22 protein-coding genes are annotated in these 19,158 nt (G+C 43.5%); 5 read left to right on the top strand and 17 right to left on the bottom strand.

Annotated features, from left to right (window positions below; all coding sequences use genetic code 11):
* Positions 1 to 9 precede the first annotated feature (9 nt).
* Both H9628_RS02040 and H9628_RS02035 read left to right on the top strand, forming a co-directional pair.
* Positions 10 to 1,869 (top strand): M1 family metallopeptidase, encoded by a 1,860-nt coding sequence (locus H9628_RS02040; protein WP_251832449.1) that lies wholly within the window; start codon positions 10 to 12, stop codon positions 1,867 to 1,869.
* 15 nt (positions 1,870 to 1,884) lie between these two features.
* A complete protein-coding gene (locus H9628_RS02035) occupies positions 1,885 to 2,646 on the top strand; it encodes a type III pantothenate kinase (RefSeq protein ID WP_251832448.1) in 762 nt (253 codons plus the stop codon).
* 51 nt (positions 2,647 to 2,697) lie between these two features.
* Here H9628_RS02035 and H9628_RS02030 read toward each other — a convergent pair whose 3' ends face one another.
* The 7 genes from H9628_RS02030 to H9628_RS02000 form a co-directional block, all read right to left on the bottom strand.
* Positions 2,698 to 3,129 (bottom strand): nucleoside deaminase, encoded by a 432-nt coding sequence (locus H9628_RS02030; RefSeq protein ID WP_251832447.1) that lies wholly within the window; start codon positions 3,127 to 3,129, stop codon positions 2,698 to 2,700.
* A gap of 72 nt (positions 3,130 to 3,201) precedes the next feature.
* Positions 3,202 to 3,756, bottom strand: coding sequence for a hypothetical protein (locus H9628_RS02025; protein ID WP_251832446.1), 555 nt, complete (start codon positions 3,754 to 3,756; stop codon positions 3,202 to 3,204).
* A gap of 50 nt (positions 3,757 to 3,806) precedes the next feature.
* On the bottom strand, positions 3,807 to 4,439 hold the full coding sequence (locus H9628_RS02020) for an energy transducer TonB (protein WP_251832445.1): 633 nt from the start codon (positions 4,437 to 4,439) through the stop codon (positions 3,807 to 3,809).
* A 10-nt stretch (positions 4,440 to 4,449) separates the two neighbouring features.
* Positions 4,450 to 4,776, bottom strand: coding sequence for an SUF system Fe-S cluster assembly protein (locus H9628_RS02015; RefSeq protein ID WP_251832444.1), 327 nt, complete (start codon positions 4,774 to 4,776; stop codon positions 4,450 to 4,452).
* Positions 4,777 to 4,803: 27 nt separating this feature from the next.
* On the bottom strand, positions 4,804 to 5,499 hold the full coding sequence (locus H9628_RS02010) for a ribonuclease H-like domain-containing protein (protein WP_251832443.1): 696 nt from the start codon (positions 5,497 to 5,499) through the stop codon (positions 4,804 to 4,806).
* A gap of 26 nt (positions 5,500 to 5,525) precedes the next feature.
* Positions 5,526 to 5,870, bottom strand: coding sequence for a tRNA-binding protein (locus H9628_RS02005; RefSeq protein ID WP_251832442.1), 345 nt, complete (start codon positions 5,868 to 5,870; stop codon positions 5,526 to 5,528).
* Position 5,871: 1 nt separating this feature from the next.
* Entirely contained in the window at positions 5,872 to 6,198 is a 327-nt protein-coding gene (locus H9628_RS02000) for a cytochrome C (RefSeq protein WP_251832441.1), read from the bottom strand.
* Between the two features lie 228 nt (positions 6,199 to 6,426).
* Between H9628_RS02000 and meaB the strand changes: the two genes are divergently transcribed.
* Complete coding sequence (gene meaB, locus H9628_RS01995; RefSeq protein ID WP_251832440.1) at positions 6,427 to 7,407, top strand: methylmalonyl Co-A mutase-associated GTPase MeaB; 981 nt, start codon at positions 6,427 to 6,429, stop codon at positions 7,405 to 7,407.
* Between the two features lies 1 nt (position 7,408).
* On the opposite strand, the gene H9628_RS01990 is transcribed toward meaB, so the two are convergent.
* Positions 7,409 to 7,936, bottom strand: coding sequence for a DUF4251 domain-containing protein (locus H9628_RS01990; RefSeq protein WP_251832439.1), 528 nt, complete (start codon positions 7,934 to 7,936; stop codon positions 7,409 to 7,411).
* A gap of 105 nt (positions 7,937 to 8,041) precedes the next feature.
* Between H9628_RS01990 and H9628_RS01985 the strand changes: the two genes are divergently transcribed.
* Together H9628_RS01985 and H9628_RS01980 are read left to right on the top strand one after the other, a co-directional pair.
* Entirely contained in the window at positions 8,042 to 8,845 is an 804-nt protein-coding gene (locus H9628_RS01985) for a M48 family metallopeptidase (RefSeq protein ID WP_251832909.1), read from the top strand.
* A gap of 69 nt (positions 8,846 to 8,914) precedes the next feature.
* Positions 8,915 to 9,232, top strand: coding sequence for a hypothetical protein (locus H9628_RS01980; RefSeq protein WP_251832438.1), 318 nt, complete (start codon positions 8,915 to 8,917; stop codon positions 9,230 to 9,232).
* A 32-nt stretch (positions 9,233 to 9,264) separates the two neighbouring features.
* On the opposite strand, the gene H9628_RS01975 is transcribed toward H9628_RS01980, so the two are convergent.
* The 9 genes from H9628_RS01975 to lon form a co-directional block, all read right to left on the bottom strand.
* Positions 9,265 to 9,903: an outer membrane beta-barrel protein gene (locus tag H9628_RS01975; RefSeq protein WP_251832437.1), complete on the bottom strand. Its 639-nt coding sequence runs from the start codon at positions 9,901 to 9,903 to the stop codon at positions 9,265 to 9,267.
* Positions 9,896 to 10,705 carry an ABC transporter ATP-binding protein gene (locus H9628_RS01970; protein WP_251832436.1) on the bottom strand — a complete coding sequence of 270 codons (810 nt, stop codon included), beginning with the start codon at positions 10,703 to 10,705 and terminating at the stop codon, positions 9,896 to 9,898. The genes H9628_RS01975 and H9628_RS01970 overlap by 8 nt, the downstream gene beginning before the upstream one ends.
* Positions 10,705 to 11,457, bottom strand: coding sequence for an MlaE family ABC transporter permease (locus tag H9628_RS01965; RefSeq protein WP_251832435.1), 753 nt, complete (start codon positions 11,455 to 11,457; stop codon positions 10,705 to 10,707). The genes H9628_RS01970 and H9628_RS01965 overlap by 1 nt, the downstream gene beginning before the upstream one ends.
* Before the next feature lie 36 nt (positions 11,458 to 11,493).
* Positions 11,494 to 12,861, bottom strand: coding sequence for an exopolysaccharide biosynthesis polyprenyl glycosylphosphotransferase (locus H9628_RS01960; RefSeq protein ID WP_251832434.1), 1,368 nt, complete (start codon positions 12,859 to 12,861; stop codon positions 11,494 to 11,496).
* Between the two features lie 35 nt (positions 12,862 to 12,896).
* Positions 12,897 to 13,529, bottom strand: a complete 633-nt coding sequence (locus tag H9628_RS01955; protein ID WP_251832433.1) for a 7-carboxy-7-deazaguanine synthase QueE — start codon at positions 13,527 to 13,529, stop codon at positions 12,897 to 12,899.
* Complete coding sequence (locus tag H9628_RS01950) at positions 13,522 to 14,406, bottom strand: bifunctional 5,10-methylenetetrahydrofolate dehydrogenase/5,10-methenyltetrahydrofolate cyclohydrolase (protein ID WP_251832432.1); 885 nt, start codon at positions 14,404 to 14,406, stop codon at positions 13,522 to 13,524. Before H9628_RS01950 ends, H9628_RS01955 begins: the two co-directional genes overlap by 8 nt.
* A 27-nt stretch (positions 14,407 to 14,433) precedes the next feature.
* A complete protein-coding gene (pgi, locus tag H9628_RS01945) occupies positions 14,434 to 16,074 on the bottom strand; it encodes a glucose-6-phosphate isomerase (RefSeq protein ID WP_251832431.1) in 1,641 nt (546 codons plus the stop codon).
* A 110-nt stretch (positions 16,075 to 16,184) separates the two neighbouring features.
* The gene (locus H9628_RS01940) at positions 16,185 to 16,538 is read right to left on the bottom strand and encodes a hypothetical protein (RefSeq protein ID WP_251832430.1); all 354 of its coding nucleotides are present in this window, start codon (positions 16,536 to 16,538) and stop codon (positions 16,185 to 16,187) included.
* A 71-nt stretch (positions 16,539 to 16,609) separates the two neighbouring features.
* Positions 16,610 to 19,015 carry an endopeptidase La gene (gene lon, locus H9628_RS01935; RefSeq protein ID WP_251832429.1) on the bottom strand — a complete coding sequence of 802 codons (2,406 nt, stop codon included), beginning with the start codon at positions 19,013 to 19,015 and terminating at the stop codon, positions 16,610 to 16,612.
* Positions 19,016 to 19,158: the final 143 nt, after the last annotated feature.

The following is a 19,158-nucleotide window of genomic DNA, read 5'->3' as shown; positions in this document are numbered from 1 at the left end:
TTTCACAGAATGAACAAGGGACTTTTTTTGATCTTTACTTTTATTTTTGGGCTGACTGCCGCACAGCAGGGCCCGTACTACCAGCAGTTTGCGAAGTATAAGATGGACATCGATGTAGATGCGCCGAATTTTACTTACAAAGGAAATCAGACAATTACTTATACCAATAATTCTCCCGACGAACTTAAAGTAGTTTACTTCCATCTTTACTGGAATGCATTCAAACGCGGCTCCATGATGGACCAAAGGGTTCAGAATCAGGGAAAAAATGGTGACGGCAGGCTTCAGCGTGAAGGAGTTTCGCGTCTCGCTTCCATTCCGGAAGGTGAAGAAGGTGCTCAAAACATTAGATGGATTCGTCAGAACGGTAAAGACCTGAAATTTGAAGTTCAGGAAACTATTATGAAAGTGGTTCTGCATACACCGATCAAACCCAACTCCTCTACCACTTTTTCAATGGAATGGGATGCTGTAATTCCGCACCAGATCCGTCGTGCCGGACGAAACAATCGCGAAGGCATCGATATGACGATGACGCAGTGGTATCCGAAAATTGCGGAGTACGACTATGACGGCTGGGCAACGTTCGACTATATCGGCCGCGAATTCCACGCGCCCTTCGCCGATTTTGATGTGAGCATAAAAATCGATAAAGATTACGTGATCGGCGCCGGCGGTACTTTAGAAAATCCTGGTGAGGTGAAAGGTTATGACGCCGCGGCAAACATTAAATCCGACAATAAAAATAAAGCAACCTGGCGCTGGACCGCAAAAAATCTTCTCGATTTTGCCTGGGCTGCCGACCGCGATTACACAGTGGAACAATTTACCGTACTGGACGGACCTAAAGTGTATTACGTTTACCAGAAAAGTGAAAAAACGGCCCTTTGGGAAGAAAGTAAACCTTATGTAACCAAATTTTTCCAGTTGATGAATGCTGCATTCGGGCGCTATGTGTATCCGTCTTACTCGTTTATCCAAGGTGGTGATGGTGGAATGGAATACGGAATGTGCACGATGATCCTCGGCGAAGGCCGTTCGCTCGAAGGTTTGGTGGGACTGATGGTTCATGAAGGCGGACATTCATATAACCAGCAGATTCTTGCGTATAACGAAAGTGTACGTCCCTGGATGGATGAGGGCTTTACGAGTTATTATGATGATTACGTGATGCACCAATTGTTTCCGCCAAAAGAACCGGTTGCGAATCCTTTCGTGGGCTCCATTAAGTCTTATGTGAATTTTACAAAAACCGGCAAAGAGGAACCAGCGGTCTGGTTAGCCGATCATCATGATAATGGAAGCGCTTATTCTATAGCTTCTTACGTGAAAGGAGATTTATTCCTGGTACAGCTGGGCTATATTATGGGTGAACAAAACCTGTCGCTTGTGATGAAAGAATTCTACAACCAATGGAAGCTTAAACATCCTACAGATCGCGATTTTATGCATATCGCACAGCGAATTTCGGGTATGGATCTGAAATGGTTTCATCATTATTGGATCAACACGACCAAAACCATTGATTACGCCATTAAAAATGTAGAGTACGGCACAACTTCGACGGTTATTACGCTTGAAAACAAAGGTGAGGTTCCAATGCCTATCGATTTTTCAATTATGACGGCAGATAAAAAAGTAGTTAATTATCATATTCCTTTAAATATGACCCATACGTGGAAGTCCAACGACATCTATGGGAAGTTCGCTACGCTGAATTATTGGCCGTGGACACAGAAAGAGTATACTTTGACGGTTCCGTACAACAAATCTCAGCTTTCGGCATTGGGAATTGACTTTTCGCAGCGACTTGCAGATGTGAATCCAGAGGATAATTTTGTCGATGTACACCACACAGACGTTAAATAAACTGCAGGAAAAAGTATGTTAACAATCGTCATCAATATCGGCAACACCAATATCCGTTTCGGTCTCTTTGAAGGTGAGGAATGCCGGACTTCATGGATACTGAATACCAAACCTTACCGCACCAGCGACGAACTGCAGATGCAGTTTACAATGATGTATCAGACTCACCACATCGATGCGTCTACGGTGGATAAGGTGGTAATTGGCTCCGTAGTTCCACAGCTTACTTACGATATCACAAGGGCGATCAAGAAGATTCACGGCCTGAATCCGGTGGTGGTAAACCGTGAAACCGCTTCAGGAGTTCAACCGAAATCGAAACAGATGGGGACAGATATCTACGCCAACCTTGTGGCCGCGCACCACCTGTATCCTGAAGGCAAAAAAATCATCTTTGATTTTGGCACCGCACTCACGGCGAGCTGCATTGATGCGAAAGGCGAAACTTTGGGCGTGATCATCGCGCCGGGAATTATAACATCGTTAAATTCTTTGATTCATGATACTGCACAATTACCTGAGATTGAGCTCATAAAACCTAAGAAAGTACTTGGTCTCGACACTGTTTCTTGTATGCAGAGCGGGATGGTCTACGGTTTTTTGGGTATGGTAGAAGGTTTTATTGACCGCATCAACGCAGAAGTTCAGGAAGATTGTTTCGTCATCGCAACCGGCGGTGTTTCGCATGTGTACAAGCCCTTGACAGAAAAAATTCACGTGGCAGACAGGCTTCATACGTTGAAAGGGCTTTATTATTTGGGTGAATCTGCTTCCTAATAAGGTACGTTCGGAAGTAAAGTGAAGTAGTCGCCGATTTCTTTTCGTCCTTTATCTTTTATTCTTAAAGAAGTCTTTCACAAGTGCCGAACATTCATTCTCTAAAACGCCCAAAACGATCTCTGTTTTTGGATGTAGTGAGAGATTTTTATTGATGAAACCACGCTGTTCATCGCGTGCGCCAATCACCACTTTTGAGATCTGAGACCAGTTCAGCGCGCCGCAGCACATCACGCAGGGCTCCAGCGTCACGTAAAGCGTACAGTTCTGCAGATATTTTCCGCCCAAAAAGTTTGCAGCTGCGGTGATCGCCTGCATTTCGGCATGAGCAGTGACGTCGTTCAGGGTTTCGGTGAGGTTGTGCGCTTTGGCGATAATCCTGTCATTTGAAACCACAATACAGCCCACCGGCACCTCGTCCTGCTCAAAAGCATTATGTGCCTGCTGCAGCGCCATCCGCATAAAATATTCGTCGTTGAACATTGTATTATTTAATTTTTAAATTAAAAAGCTTCCGTCATTAATGACAAAAGCTCTTAAAAATATCACTAATAATCAGAAACGATAACCGATGCCGAGCATTCCCTTGCCTGTAATTGCAGAATTATAACGCTCCGGCATACCAAATCTTCTCGCGATACCTGTACTGGCTTCGAAAACCACATTATTCCGGGCAATCCACTTTCCGCCAAATCCGATTCCGACACCAACGGTCGTGTTGCTCTCCACGCGTGATTCCTGGTTGAAATATCCGGGCCCAGTGTACGTTTCATAGTATGTATCCTTCGTTGTGGTTATCGGAATAAAACCTTCCACAAAAAACCCGGAAGCATATTTCCGGCCGAAGTACATCCGGTAGTAAGGGGAAATTTGCGTCATGCCGTACTCATCATCATCATCATTATTACCGAAATAGAACATACCGTTGATTCCGACTCCGGAATTCTCGTTCAGCAACCTTTCGTATGAAAAGTTGAGCAGCGGAATGGCAATAAGTTCAATAGGGCTGATGAGGATATCATTCTGTTTCGGAGTCTCTGCCACAGCTTCCTGAGCTTGTACGGTGAATACTGCCGTGAATACCGCGACCGCGAATAAAATTTTCTTCATAATTTTTTTTGAAAGATAAAATTATTTTCCGAAAGACCGCAGAAAATATTTTAGTCGAAAGTCAGTGCGAGCGGCAGGCGGAATCGGTAACGAACTGCATTTCCGTTCGATTTTGCCGGAGAAAATTTCTCAGGAAGAAGATAGAGTGCAATTTCAGCCTGACGGTTGAAGGTGAAGTTGTGCCCTTCTGCATGTACATTGCTGATGGTGCCATCGCGTTCTACCATGAACAGTACCTCAGCGCGGATGTGTTTTTCGTCGGCATGCACAGATTCCTGGTAAAAAAGGTCAGCGACCTGCGTGCGTAGTTTTTCAAAACCACCCGGATACTGCGCCTGTTCGGTAAGCGTTTCACGTGGCGGATTTTTAAGTTGCACTTCCGGCAGTGTCGTATACGCGTCGAGATCTTCGCGGTTTTTTACTTTGATAAGGGTGTTGATAAATGCGTTGTTCTGGATGCTGTCTAGCTTAACCATAAAATCCGCATAGTCTTTCTTAGCAAGTGCCTGCTGAAAAGGATTTTTTTCTGCGTTGAGGTGTTTTTGAAACTCTTTCGCGAGCATGTCCCGCTGATAATCGAAAAACCGTTTGGTACTGCGGAATTCCTCGTTTTGCTGCGCAAATATAAATGTGGACGCAAATAATACGAATAAATAAACCGCTTTTGAAACCGGATTTTTCATTTTTAAATTCTTAAAACATTCCAAGTTCAAAACGGGCTTCCTCGCTCATCATGTCCTTATTCCAGGCTGGTTCGAAGGTAAGTTCCAAATCAACTTCCTTCACGCCTTCAATTTCGGAAACTTTTTCACGCACCTCCGCCGGAAGGCTTTCTGCCACGGGACAGTTTGGCGTTGTAAGCGTCATGATCACTTTCACCTCACCGATTTCGGAAATCTGTACATCGTAAATGAGGCCGAGTTCATAGATATCTACCGGAATCTCGGGATCGTAAACGGTTTTTAAGTTTTTGATAATATTTTCGCCGATTTCGGCGATCTGGTCGTCTGTATAATTCATGTCGTTGGCTCTCTGGCCGCCGCGGTTTTAGTCCAGTTTCTCAAGTAAATCTTCCTGTCTCATGCGGCGGAAAATGTTTGCCAAAGTTAGCACATCTTTTTCACAATATTGAACTATTCTAAATAAGTCTTTTTCTGTGTGGTATATAGATGCGACCATGGAACCGTCTATATCGTCCTTCGGCGTAGGGATGCCGAAGACGTGCGCTAAAAGTTCAAGCGAAATGTAAGATTTATAATCTCCGAATTTCCAAAGTTCCATCGTATCGAGATGCGGAATCTCCCAGGGCTTTTTGCCAAACATCTGAAATGGCATTGGCGGTTGAAGGCCGTTGATAAGGAAGCGTCTTGCAATCCACGGAAAATCGAATTCCTTTCCGTTGTGCGCGCATAGGATAACATCGCGCAGCCTTGGTTTGTTAAAAATTCTACCAAAATCCTCAAGCATCGTTTTCTCATCATCTCCGTAGAAACTTCGGATCAGCAACTTATCACTCTTGTCCAGCATCCCAACAGAAATGCAGATGATCTTGCCAAATTCTGCCATTATACCGCCACGCTCTGCATAGAAAGCTTCCGCAGTGTGATCGTCTTTACGCTGCGGTTTGGTTTTTTTGTCCCAAAGATATTTGCCCGATTCATCCATATCGTCCCAATTTCCATGCTGCGGCACCGTTTCGATGTCGAGAAACATTACTTTTTCTAATGGAACATGCTGAATCACAATGCTTTTATTTAAATACTTAATTCTTACCCAACCTTCAGACCGTTGTTTACATTCGAAAGCGGTGTCAACAAAGTTACATCATTATTCTCGCCATATATTCCTAAAACCAGGCACTCGCTCATAAAGTCCGCTATTTGCTTTTTAGGAAAATTCACGACCGCAATTATCTGTTTGCCGGTCAGGTCGTCGGCTTTATACAGCGCCGTTAATTGCGCCGAAGATTTTAGAATTCCAAGTAAACCAAAATCAATTTCAAGTTGATAGGCGGGTTTTCGTGCTTTCACAAAGTCCTTAGCAGAAATAATCGTGCCCGTTCTGATGTCGAGTTTTTCAAAATCTTCCCACGAAATTTCGGGTTTACGGTCCATGTTACTTTTTCACAGAAACTACATAATCATACACCAGACTGTGCTGCTCTTCAGTCAGTTTTGCTTTTGGTGCCATCCAGTTCATAATGCCTACCCAATCCTGTGCTGAGTGCGCAGTAGGATCCGGTAATGCATGACAGCGCGCGCACGAGTTTTCAAAAATGGTTTTTCCGGCAGCCAAATGCTCGGCGCTAATGGTTTTTGATCCTTCGGCCACCGCGGTTTTCGGTGTACATGCTGTCATTAAAACCATGGAGGCTGCAAATAAGGCTAAGGAATACTTTTTTCCGTCGATTTTACGTGATGTCGCTTGCTGTTTTGAAGTCATTAATGCTATAGTTTAGATTCAAAAATAACAAATTTCTCTTACATTTGTTCGGACATCCCTTTATTATTGGAACTTTTCTGCCAACGCGAGATGTATTTTAAATGAACCTTTCAAAAAAATGTTTCGGAAGCAACTTCCAACGCGAAAATCCTTTTTTCCGGGTTTTGAATGTGGAACTTTAAGATCTAAAAAACTAGGGTTGCGAACTGAATATCCGAATTTCTAATTATGGAATTTAAACTAGAGCAATACCTGGATGGTATATACAGGGGCGATAAAAGAATGATCGGCAAAGCAATCACGCTTGTAGAAAGTAAAAAACCTGCGCACCGTGAGCTTGCTGATGAGCTGCTCCGGAACATCATGCCACGCACCGGCAAATCTGTACGTATCGGTATCACAGGAATTCCGGGCGCGGGGAAATCTACATTTATGGAAAGCTACGGCAAAATTTTGGTGCAAAAAGGACATCGCGTCGCAGTTTTGGCCATAGATCCGAGTTCATCACTGAACAAAGGATCCATTTTAGGAGATAAGACCCGCATGGAAGAACTCGCCAAAATGGATAAGGTTTTTATCAGACCTTCACCGACATCCGGATTTCTGGGAGGTGTGGCCAATGCCACTTTCGAAACCATGCTCATTTGCGAAGCTGCGGGTTACGATTATATCTTGATTGAAACGGTAGGCGTGGGACAAAGTGAGGTTTTGGTTGCTGATATCACCGATGCTTTTGTTTTCCTGAAAATTACAGGCGGCGGCGATGAACTTCAGGGCATAAAAAGGGGAATAATGGAAATGGTCGATCTTATTTTCATCAACAAAGTAGATGAGCAGAACCGTACGCTTGCTAAAAATACCAAGATTGAGCTGATACGCGCACTACATTTCCTCTCCCCTAAGGAAGCCGGTTGGAAGGTTCCGGTACTACTTGGAAGCGCTCTACAAAACGAAGGTCTTGTGGAAGTGTATGAAAAGTTAAGCGAATTTATGGAACTTAAAAAATCTTCGGGACGGTTTGACTCCGTACGCAAAGAGCAGGCGCAGAAACGGTTTGAATATTGGGTTCATGCATTTATCCTGCAGCAAATTTCCGAAAATAATCAGGCAGAAGCACTTTACAACTTGCACAAAAAAAATGCTTCTGAACTGACATCAAATCCCAGTACAGAAGCACAACTCTTCGTCTCGAAGTTGTTTAAAAAATAAATTATTTCTTTTCCAGGTTTTTGGAGATGTATCCGCTGTATGAAATAGGCTGGCGGTCGTTCGAATCAATCGAAAGATAGGCTCTGCCTTGTGGGAAGACCTCGAGTATCAGACGTTGCACCCCAGAGCGGTCTTGTGGAATAATGGTATAGACGGTACTTCCTTTCTTGCCTTCTTTCTGGGTAATACCGAATTCTTTAGTTTTAAATCTATAGGCACTTTTAGAAGTGTCGTAACTTGGCGTATAAGACCTACCGAAATAGGGCAGCTCCGCAGTGATTTCAGATTTTTCAATCCTTAGGCTGTAACCGTAATCTAGATCCAGTACACGTGCAGAACTGGAGTTTGGCAAAGAATTAAGGACATTGATCACATCCGCATTTGTTGGGTGCGCCTTTTCAGCCATAAATGTGAATTCACCCTGCTGAAGAAGCGAAGAAACGTCAGCTTTGGGCATTGTGTTACTGGTTCCGCAACTTGACAGAATGAGTAACAGTGTTGCAGCACAATATTTTATTAAGTTTTTCATATCCGATTTTTTGTATTTGATACAAATATGGTGCGAAATGTTAAGGAGCAAAAATTTATTTGGAATAAAAATTGTTTAGCAATGAAAAATCTGAAATTTACAGCAATGAAAAATTTGAACAAAATAATGGGCGTAGGGGCCCTGGCGGTGATCCTTTCCTGTACGACAAACCCTATTACAGGCCGAAAATCGCTCCATTTGGCGAACGATCAGGAGATTTCAGCGATGGCTCTTCAGCAATATCGCCAAACATTATCCACTTCAAAGGTGATAAGCGGTACTACAGCTGCAAACAGCGTGAAAAATGTAGGCGCACGTATAAAGAATGCTGCCAACAACTATTATAAAAGCATTGGGCGCGAAGGTGACCTGACAAATTACCAATGGGAATTTAATCTCATCGATGATAAACAGGTCAACGCATGGTGTATGCCGGGGGGAAAAGTGGCTGTTTATACAGGAATTCTACCGATAACCAAAAATGATACAGGTCTTGCAGTCGTTTTGGGACACGAAATTTCGCACGCCCTCGCTGGTCATGGAAATGAAAGAATTTCGCAGGCGATGGTTGCCCAATATGGAGGTGCGGTGCTTGGTAGCGCAACGAGCGGACAGATGGCCAGCATTTTCCAGCAGGTTTATCCTATCGGTGCACAAGTGGCGCTGCTGAAATATGGCCGCAGCCAGGAACTGGAAGCTGATGAGATGGGACTTTACCTAATGGCGATGGCCGGTTATGATCCACGTCAGGCACAGCCTTTCTGGGAGCGTATGGAAGCATCATCTTCAGGTAACAGACCACCGGAATTCCTCTCCACTCACCCGAGTCCTGAAAACCGACGGGCAGATATCGAGAGACGTTTGCCTAAAGCACTTGAGTATTACAAAGCTGCTGGCGGAAAACTTTAAATATTACGCATTAAACAACGAACCTTCCTGAATAATTATTAAATTTGGGAAGGTTTTTAATATTTGAAAATGAAAAATTTACATTTTATAGGCTTTTTGCTGCTGGCACTGGCTTTTCTGCTTTATTATCTGTTGCCTGAGTTTTCATTTGTAAAATTGTTTGAACCTATCAGCCTTATGGGTATCCTTGCCGGAATCGGTATTGGTTTAATAATCGGCGGGATCGTAGGTTACGTAAGCAAAGGAACCGCATTGCGCGAAGAGCAGAAACGTCAGGAACTGAAAAAACTCCGCAAGGAAAAAGAGGAGCTTGACCGACAGATTGCTGAGCTTGCGCGGGAACAAACCATCGATGAGCTACCAAAAAATAATCCTCAGAACTATTGATTCTGAGGATTTTATTTTAGTCTTTAAATTTATTAGAACTTATAACCTAAACCGACCATAAAGAAACTCGGTCTGTTATCATACTCTATTTCCTGGTCTGAACCGGCCACGGTATTTACAAACTTACGTTGGTCGCTGGAGAATGCGCCTTCATAACGCGCAGAAAGAATAAGTTTTTTTATTTCACTCTGCACACCGAGCTGATACCCGATCGTGAAATCTTTAGCTTTCACCTGTTGCACAAAGGTTCCGAAATCATCTCCTTTGGCCAAATTAAAACTTGCAACAGGCCCAACATACGCGCTAAGCATATCACCTAATAAATTGTAACCCAGCAAAACAGGAACATCTATACGGCTGTTTTTTGCCTCTAGCGTCGTTTGCTGATTATTGGTGTCACCGGCTACGGTAACTTCATTCTTAAAGTTGGTATAATAGATTTCCGGCATTACATAAAGTGCGGTTGGTAAATCAACTTTTAATGACAGACCCGCATTAAATCCTGTGATGTTTTTTCCCTTTTCGCTCACCGCTGTGCCGGCAGCGTCTTTGAAGTTTTGCCACGTTGCTGAGCTTGTAGGGATCAGCACATTGGCTTTACCAGCAACAGAAACCTGCGCTGATGCAAAAATACTGGCTCCTAAAAGAGCGATACTAAATAATTTATTCATTGTTCGAAGGATTGTTTACAATATTTTCAATGGATGTTTTGTTCGTTTCAAGAAAGTACTCGCGCAGTTCCTTGAAAAGTTCCGACGAATAAACGAAATCGATGAGGTTTTTATTGCCTGCATTGATCAGGATGTCTTTGTTTCCTTCCCATTCCTTTATTCCAAGTCGCAGATATACAATTTTCTCGCCAATTGTCATCACCGAGTTCATGTCGTGTGAATTGATGATGGTTGTAGTGTTGTACTCTTTGGTAATTTCAAGCAGCAAATCATCGATGATGTTTGATGTGTATGGATCGAGACCTGAATTGGGCTCATCGCAGAATAAATATTTCGGATTGTTTACGATCGCACGCGCGATCGCCACCCGCTTCTGCATTCCACCGGAGATCTCAGAAGGGAATTTGCGGTTTGCATTTTCGAGGTGTACACGCCCGATTACTTCAAAAACACGTCTTTTTTTCTCACGGTAAGATAGATTGGTGAACATATCGAGCGGAAAAGTGATGTTTTCTTCCACCGTCATTGAGTCAAACAGTGCGCTGCCCTGGAAAACCGTCCCGATCTCGGAGCGGAGCGTCTGTTTCTCATCACGCGACATTTTATTGATATCACGTCCGTCGAACAGAATCCCGCCGGAGGTGGGCTGGTAAACATTGAGCAAACTCTTAAGAAAGACCGTCTTGCCCGAACCACTCTGACCGATGATTAGATTCACCTTTCCGGTCTCAAAGGTGGTTGTAATACCTTTGAGTACTTCAACATTCTCGAAGCTTTTCTTTAAATCTTTTACTTCTATCATTAGCTTAAGAACATTTGTGTTAATATTAAATTGGTGATGATGATCGCAACAATGGTCCAAACAACCGCCTGTGTACTTGCGCGACCCACTTCCAGTGAGCCTCCTTTCACATTATAACCAAAGTACGACGGAATGGTGGCAATCAAAAATGCAAACATAGCCGTCTTAAAGAAGGCATACCATATGAAATGTTGCGGCATATACATCTGTATTCCGGTGATATAATCGGCCTTGCTCCAGCTGCCTGTTGCCTGGCCTGCCAAATATCCTCCCCAAATGCCGAATACGATACTGATCGCAATAAGCAAGGGATTAAAGATTACACTTGCCAAGATTTTCGGCAGGATCAGAAAGTTTGGAGAATTGACACCCATGATATCGAGCGCATCAATCTGTTCTGTAACCCGCATCGTACCAATACTGGAAGCAATATATGAACCCACCTTACCTGCTAGAATAACCGAAATTATGGTTGGGGCAAATTCGAGGATCAAAACCACTTTCGTGGCATAGCCGATAAAAGCATTTGGAATAGGGAAAGAGGAAGCGCTGAAATTATTGAACATCTGGATGGCTACCACCGCACCCACAAAGATGGAGGTGAAGAGTACCAGCCCAAAAGAATTGACACCTAAATCATGAATCTCACGCATGAAAAGCTTGCCGAAAACCGAACTTTTTTGCGGTCTTTTAAGGCTTTTCGAGAGCAGCAGAAAGTAAGCTCCTATCTCACTGAAGAGTTTTTTTAACATTTGGCTAAATTAGTATTTTATTTATTTCTAAGATTTTTAATTGGCATTTTTGTCCCCGCCAATTACCAGAAAAACTGTCTTCAAAATGATGACCAAATCGAGCATAAAGCTCCAGTTTTTCACATAGAACGCGTCCGTAAGGATCCTTTTTTTCATTTGGATATCCATGTCACCATTGTCACCGCGCAGACCGTTCACCTGCGCTAGACCGGTAACACCCGGTTTTACAAGGCTGCGTATCGAGTAGCGGCCGATTTTCAACTTATAAAAATCGTCCACCAGCAGCATATGCGGCCGTGGACCTACAACAGACATATCGCCCAGCAGTACGTTGATGAACTGCGGAAACTCATCCAGACTGGTCTTGCGCAGAAACTGACCTATCCTGGTGATTCTGTCATCATTTTTCGCCGTGGTCTTATGTGTACAGTCGCCATTTACACGCATCGTACGGAATTTAATGCACTTAAAAACACGTTCATGAAAGCCATACCGCTGCTGCGTAAAAAACACCGGTCCTTTTCCGTCGAGCTTTATGAGCAGCGCAACAAGCGGGAACAGCCAGATGCCAATCAAAAGTAGGACCGCAAGGCTAAAAGCGATGTCAAAACTTCGTTTTAATGTATTATTCGACAGGAAATCAAGTGGAAATTTAGATGGGACCAATATTGGCTGCATCTCCACATAGGCGAGATCATACTGGAAAAAATTAGTTCTGGTTGTTCCGGGAATCAGGGAAATCCTCACTTTGTGCAACTCAGCCTGACGGTAAATCTCATTTTCCTGGAGTTTTTCAAGGGATCCGGTTGACACATACATCGTGTGGATGCCGGTTTTTTTCCAAAAGTCAACAAGGTGTTGCAAATCAAGTGGATGCTGAGCGGGATAATTAAAAATTTTAAAACCGTAATCCTTTCGTTTCCTGAAAATATTTTTAAGGATTTCTGCGGAGCTGTCATCAGGCAGGAACATGATATTCCGGTGGTTAATACCGCGGCTTCGAAGATATTTTAAGATAAAGGAAATTACAGATTTTATGACCACCAGCAATATAAAAAGCGTGACTGCGATCATGAAGCGATCCTGCTTCAAAAAATCGTTGTTGCTGACTTTAGCTAAAAGTATGACACCAAAAATGAAAATGAAGATGTGTGTGACCAGACGTTCCAGATAAATGGTGTACGTGAGGTTTCTTGCCACCGAATACAGACGCGTGGTTCCGCTGAGTAAGATCCAGAAAAATGCCAGGAGTATGAGCGAAAATATATTCTGTTCCCAGATATCCCTCGGAATTGCCTGATTGTAGTTTCGCAAAAAATAAAATAGAAATACACTGGTGATTACCAGCACATCCAATATGATAAATAAGACCTTAAAATACCTCGAATATCGAATTTTCTGCATAAAACCGAGTTACATTAAGTAAATTTAACATAATTTTATGGAATATTCAAATATTTGTGGGTTTGTACAGAAGCCTGCCAATTCGGGTTTGCTAAAATGAAATCGGTGATTTTAGGATACATTTCCTCACGCTTGCTCCATTCGCTTTGCATATAAAGTCTGCACGTTGGGGATACCTTGGCAGCCTGCTCCTGCGCAAACTTAAAATCATTATTGTTAAATATGATCATTTTAAGTTCATGTGCCACCGCATAAATCTCTTCTTTCGGCAAGCCCGTTTTTTTAGGTGAAAGCGTGATCCAGTCAATATGTCCACTCAAGGGGTAGGCGCCGGAAGTTTCAATATGTATCGTACAGCCAAGTTCTTTTAGTCTGGAAGTCAGAATATCAAGGTTCCACATCAACGGTTCTCCGCCGGTAAGTACAATGGTTTTGCAGTGTTTTGCGGCTGTTTCAGCGATAAACTCTGCGCTCATAAGCGGATGCAGCGTTGGGTCCCAGCTTTCTTTCACATCACACCAATGACAACCGACGTCGCAGCCACCCAGGCGAATGAAATAAGCCGCTTTCCCTGTATGTGCGCCTTCGCCCTGCAATGTGTAGAAGTGCTCCATGACGGGTAGCATTTTTCCCTCCGCCAGCAAAATATTTTCTTCTTCTTTAGTCATTGTACACAGACGTTTTATAAGCTAAAAGCGTGTTTTTCATTAACATAGCGCGTGTCATAGGTCCTACGCCACCTGGAACAGGAGTTATCGCGCCCGCGATTTCTTTGCAACTTTCAAAATCTACATCACCTACCAATTTGTAACCTTTGTCCGACTGATCCTCGATGCGCGTGATTCCTACGTCGATTACGATCGCGCCCTGTTTGATCATGTCACCTTTAAGGAAATTAGGGTCGCCCAGCGCGGTAATGACTATGTCTGCATTTTTCGTAAATTCCTCAATATGTGGCGTGTAAGAGTGGGTAAGAGTCACCGTAGAATTTCCCGGAAAGTCTTTTCGGCCCATCAGGATGCTCATCGGTTTGCCAACAATCCGGCTGCGACCGATGATCACACAATGTTTTCCTTTGGTATCGATCTGGTATCTTTCTAAAAGTGTAAGGATGCCGAATGGGGTTGCTGGCAGAAAAGTATCCATCTCGAGGGCCATTTTTCCGAAATTTTCAGGATGAAAACCATCCACATCTTTCCGCGGATCAATCGCCATGATGATTTTCTCCTGATCGATCTGCGGTGGAAGCGGCAACTGCACGATGAATCCGTCAACGTCTTTTGAAAGGTTCAGTTCATTTATCTTTTCCAAAAGTTCAGCTTCAGAAACCGTACTTGGGAATTTTACCAAAGACGATTTGAAACCCACTTCTCGGCAATCTTTTATTTTATTGTTAACATAAGCTATGCTGGCGCCGTTTTGACCCACCAAGATTGCCACGAGGTGCGGAGGACGTCTTTTGCCTTCCACTATTTTTTCTACGTCGTATCGGATTTCGGTTTTAATTTCCTTTGAAATCTTTAATCCGTCGAGTATTTGTGCCATGATATCTGTTTAAATGTGTTTAAGAGCTTATTTCTGAGCCAGATAGTAGTTCATCAGTCCGTTTGTAGAAGAATCGTGCGAGGAAATTACTCCTTTGGCCTCCAGTTCTGCAAGGATTTTTCCGGCCAAAACTTTTCCGAGTTCCACGCCGAACTGATCAAAACTGAAAATATTCCAGATCACACCCTGCACGAAAATCTTATGTTCATATAATGCGATCAGTTGACCAAGCGAAAACGGCGTTAATTCACTGAATATAAATGAATTAGTTGGAGAGTCGCCTGAGAACACCTTGTAATTCAGAAGTTTAGCGATTTCATCAGACGACTTGCCTGAGGCCTGCATCTCCGCGATAACTTCAGCTTCATTCTTGCCAAATGCTAAAGCTTCGGTCTGCGCAAAAAAGTTCGCCAGCAGTTTATCCTGATGGTCGGAAACTTCGTTGCACGATTTTACGTATGCTAAAAAATCCGCTGGAATAAGCTCAGTACCCTGATGAATTAATTGGTAAAATGCGTGTTGGCCGTTAGTTCCGGGTTCACCCCAAATAATCGGGCCGGTTTCGTACTCTACATATTCGCCGTTTCGGTCTACGGATTTACCATTACTTTCCATATCGCCCTGCTGCAGATACGCTGCAAAACGGTCAAGATACTGAGAATATGGCAGGATGGCGTAAGTTCCCGCGCCGTAAAAATTTCGGTACCAAATGCCAAGCAGCGCCATTAGCACCGGTACGTTTTCTTTAAAATCTGCGGTACGGAAATGATTGTCAGTTTCATTTGCACCTTTTAAGAGCTGCTCGAAGTTATCATAACCAACCGCGAGCACGATGCTGAGGCCAATCGCACTCCAAAGCGAATAGCGGCCGCCAACCCAATCCCAAAATTCAAAAATGTTTTCTTCGGCAATCCCAAATTCCTTCACCGATTTTACATTGGTAGAAAGTGCTACAAAATGCTTCGCTACATCGTCCGGCTGTCCTTTTTTCAGGAACCAGTCTTTAGCGGAAGCCGCATTCGTCATCGTTTCCTGCGTGGTGAAAGTCTTGGATGCAATGATGAAAAGGGTGGTTTCAGGATCTAAACTTTTCAAAGTTTCAGCGATGTGATTTCCATCTACATTTGAAACAAAATGTACGTTAAGCCGCGTTTTGAAATGTTTCAGTGCGGAGGAAACCATCACCGGACCAAGATCTGAACCTCCGATCCCGATATTCACCACATCGGTGATTTCCCTGCCCGAAAAACCTTTGTGCGAACCTGAAATCACTTTTCCGGAAAAATCCTTCATTTGAGCCAGCACTCTTCGAATCAAAGGCTTGATGTCTTCGCCGTCCACCATCAGTGGAGCGTCTGAAAAATCTCGCAAAGCCGTGTGAAGCACCGCGCGGTTCTCTGTTTCGTTTATTTTCTCTCCTATAAACATGGCCTCGACCGCCTCTTTCAGCTCGGTTTCGTCCGCGAGTTTCAGGAGCAGTTCAAGCGTTTGGTCATTAATTAGGTTTTTAGAAAAATCGAACAGATAGCCGTCGCGCTGAACAGAAAATTCGCGAAAACGGTTCGGATTGTTCTGAAACAATTCGCGAAGCTCAAAATCATTGTTCGCAAAATGTTCTTCCAGATTTTGCCACGCGTTCGTTTGTTCAGGATTTATTTTAGGAAGCATTCGGTTGTATTTTAAAGGTCAAATTATTGAATGGAAGCCACTCAGAAACGCTGCAAATTTACAGAAAATAAAAACCTCCGAAAAATCCGGAGGTTTGTGATTTTACAATTTTATCGCCCGCCTACGGGTTCGTTTTTGGAATATGCCGGAATGGTGATTACCGCTGCAGCGACACCCGCCGCAATGAGAACCGTTCCTAGTGTGTTACTTTTATTCACCGAGGCGACCTGGTTTCTTTGAAGATTGTAGCTTTTAAGATCGAGGTCGGTGCCCGTAATGGTTGTTGCATCAACTTTTGACACTTTAAATTTTGCTCGGCTGCCATCCAGTTTTTTAAAAGTATATGTATTCCCAACCCGTACTTTACTGTCAATTTGTTCAGGTTCGCCTGGCTTAACGACTTTAGTAGCACATGACCCGAGTATAAGTAAACTTAGTAAACTGCCCGTGAATTTTGACTTCATTAAAAATAATTTTTGGCAAATTTAAATTTTATAATGAATCTACAATCTCTTAATTAACCTGTTTCTGCACATTATTTTTCGATGGCAAGCTCAATCACTTCGCTCATTCGGTTCACATAATTTATCTTTAAATTTTTCAGGTAGTCTTTTTTGATTTCTTCCACATCTTTGCGGTTTGCTTCGCACAGAATAATTTCGGTGATTCCGGCGCGCGTAGCCGCGAGGAGTTTCTCTTTGATGCCGCCCACAGGCAAAACTTTGCCGCGCAGCGTGATTTCGCCTGTCATTGCCAGATGTGCCTTAACTTTTTTATTCGTAAAACTTGAAACGATAGATGTAAGCATGGCGATTCCCGCAGACGGGCCGTCTTTTGGCGTGGCACCTTCCGGCACGTGAACGTGAATGTTTTTCTTCTGAATGTCTTCCGAAGAAATCCCAAGTTCATCGTGTTTCGCTTTGATATATTCCAAAGCAATGGTCGCAGATTCCTTCATCACAGTTCCCAGATTTCCGGTCATCGTCAGATTTCCCTTGCCTTCGCTCAGGATACTTTCTATAAACAGAATGTCGCCGCCGACCTGAGTCCAGGCAAGACCTGTCACAACACCCGGCACGCCGGTAATTTCAGAAAGGCTTTTTGGTCTTGGAACGCCCAGGATCTCATCAATTTTACTGATTGAGATTTTAGCGTTGTATTCTTTTTCCATCGCGGTTTGCAGTGCGACCCATCTTGCCACAGAAGCAAGCCTTTTTTCCAGGCCACGCACGCCACTTTCGGACGTGTGCGCATCGATGATGTGTTTAAGTTCGGCGTTTCCAAGTTTAAAGGAATTGGCGGCAAGACCGTTTTCTTCCTGCTGTTTTTTAATTAAATGTCTTTTTGCTATTTCCACCTTTTCTTCCAAAGTATAGCCTGCAATTTCTATGATTTCCATTCGGTCAAGCAACGGACGCTGTACTGATGAAAGTGAGTTCGCGGTTGCAATAAACATTACTTTCGACAGATCATAACCCATTTCCAGGTAGTTGTCATAGAACGAATGATTTTGTTCCGGGTCAAGCACTTCCAGAAGCGCTGAGCTCGGATCACCATGGACGCCCTGGCCAATTTTATCGATCTCATCGAGCACGATCACCGGATTGGATGTCCCGGCTTTCTTTACTGACTGCAAAATTCTTCCAGCCATTGCACCAATGTAAGTCTTGCGGTGTCCGCGTATTTCAGACTCATCATGCAACCCGCCGAGTGATACACGTACATATTCGCGGCCGAGCGCGTCTGCGACAGATTTACCAAGTGAGGTTTTACCAACTCCCGGTGGGCCTACCAGGCAGAGAATTGGCGATTTCATGTTATTTTTAAGTTTCAGTACCGCCATATGCTCAAGAATCCTTTTTTTAATGTCTTCAAGACCGAAATGGGCTTTATCTAAAACTTTTTGTGCCTTATTGATATCAAATACATCCTTTGAATACTTTTCCCACGGCAATTCTGTAAAGAAGTCGAGGTAATTCCGTTGCACGTTGTAATCGGGCGAACTTGGGTTTTGCCTCTGTAGCCGGTTGATTTCCTTGTTGAAATGGGTCTCCACATCATCACTCCACCTTAGTTTCTTGGCTTTTTCCATCAGTTCCTCCACATCAGAATCCGGTCCGCCGCCCAGTTCTTCCTGGATGGCGCGCATCTGCTGGTTCAGGAAATATTCACGTTGGCTTTTGTCGAGCTCGCGGTTGGTCTTTTGATGGATCTGATTCCGGAGTTCAAGTTTCCGGAAATCCGCATGCATCAGTTCATAGCAACGCTGTGCGCGGTTCATGAGGTGTTTTTCTTCGAGGAGTTTTTGCTTTTCTTCCGGCGAAAAATTGGCATTTGCACTGATGAAATTCAGCAAATCCTCATTATCACTCATATTTTTTATAGCGAAATTGGCCGCGGCCGGAATGTTAGGATCAAGCTCAATGATCTTGAAGGCCATGTCCTTGATATTTTCGAGCAGGGCCGCGTATTCTTCTTTTTTCTTTGAAGTAATGTCTTTGAGTTTGGTAACTTCAGCTTTGAAGAATGGCTGTGTCGCGGTGAAATTCTTTACCGTGAAGCGCTGGAAACCACGCGTGATAGCGGTGATGTTTCCTTCCGGAAGCTTTATTATTTTAATGATCTTGGCCAAAGTTCCTATTCTGTAAAGATCATCTTCGGTAGGATTTTCGATCCCTGAATTATTCTGGGTAAGAATACCGATATATTCGTTGTTACGCTGAGCTTCCTCAAGTAATTTAATCGATTTTTCACGGCCGGCTGTAATCGGGATGATCACTTTCGGGAACATCACCATGTTCCGCACCGGCAAAATAGGAAAAACGTCCTGCACGGTGTTTTGTGTGCTTTCGGAAAAATCTCCGAGTTCGAGCTCTTCGGCCATTATTGTGAAACCATCTTCAATCATCTGCTCAATATTTAGTTCATTAAAATCTGCCATAATATATTTGAATGACAATCTGTCATCAATAAAAACGTGTGTTTTGTTTAAATTTTTTAAAATCTTCATCCACGCTCTTAGATAAACGGGACGGAGGGTAATTTCACAAGCACTGTGCCAAGGCCATTTGTAGCCATATTTGC

It is taken from the genome of Kaistella pullorum, assembly GCF_014837035.1.
Taxonomy (GTDB): Bacteria; Bacteroidota; Bacteroidia; order Flavobacteriales; family Weeksellaceae; genus Kaistella; species Kaistella rhinocerotis.
Note: the sequence above shows the minus strand (reverse complement) of the source record. Positions and strands in the feature narration are given on the sequence as shown.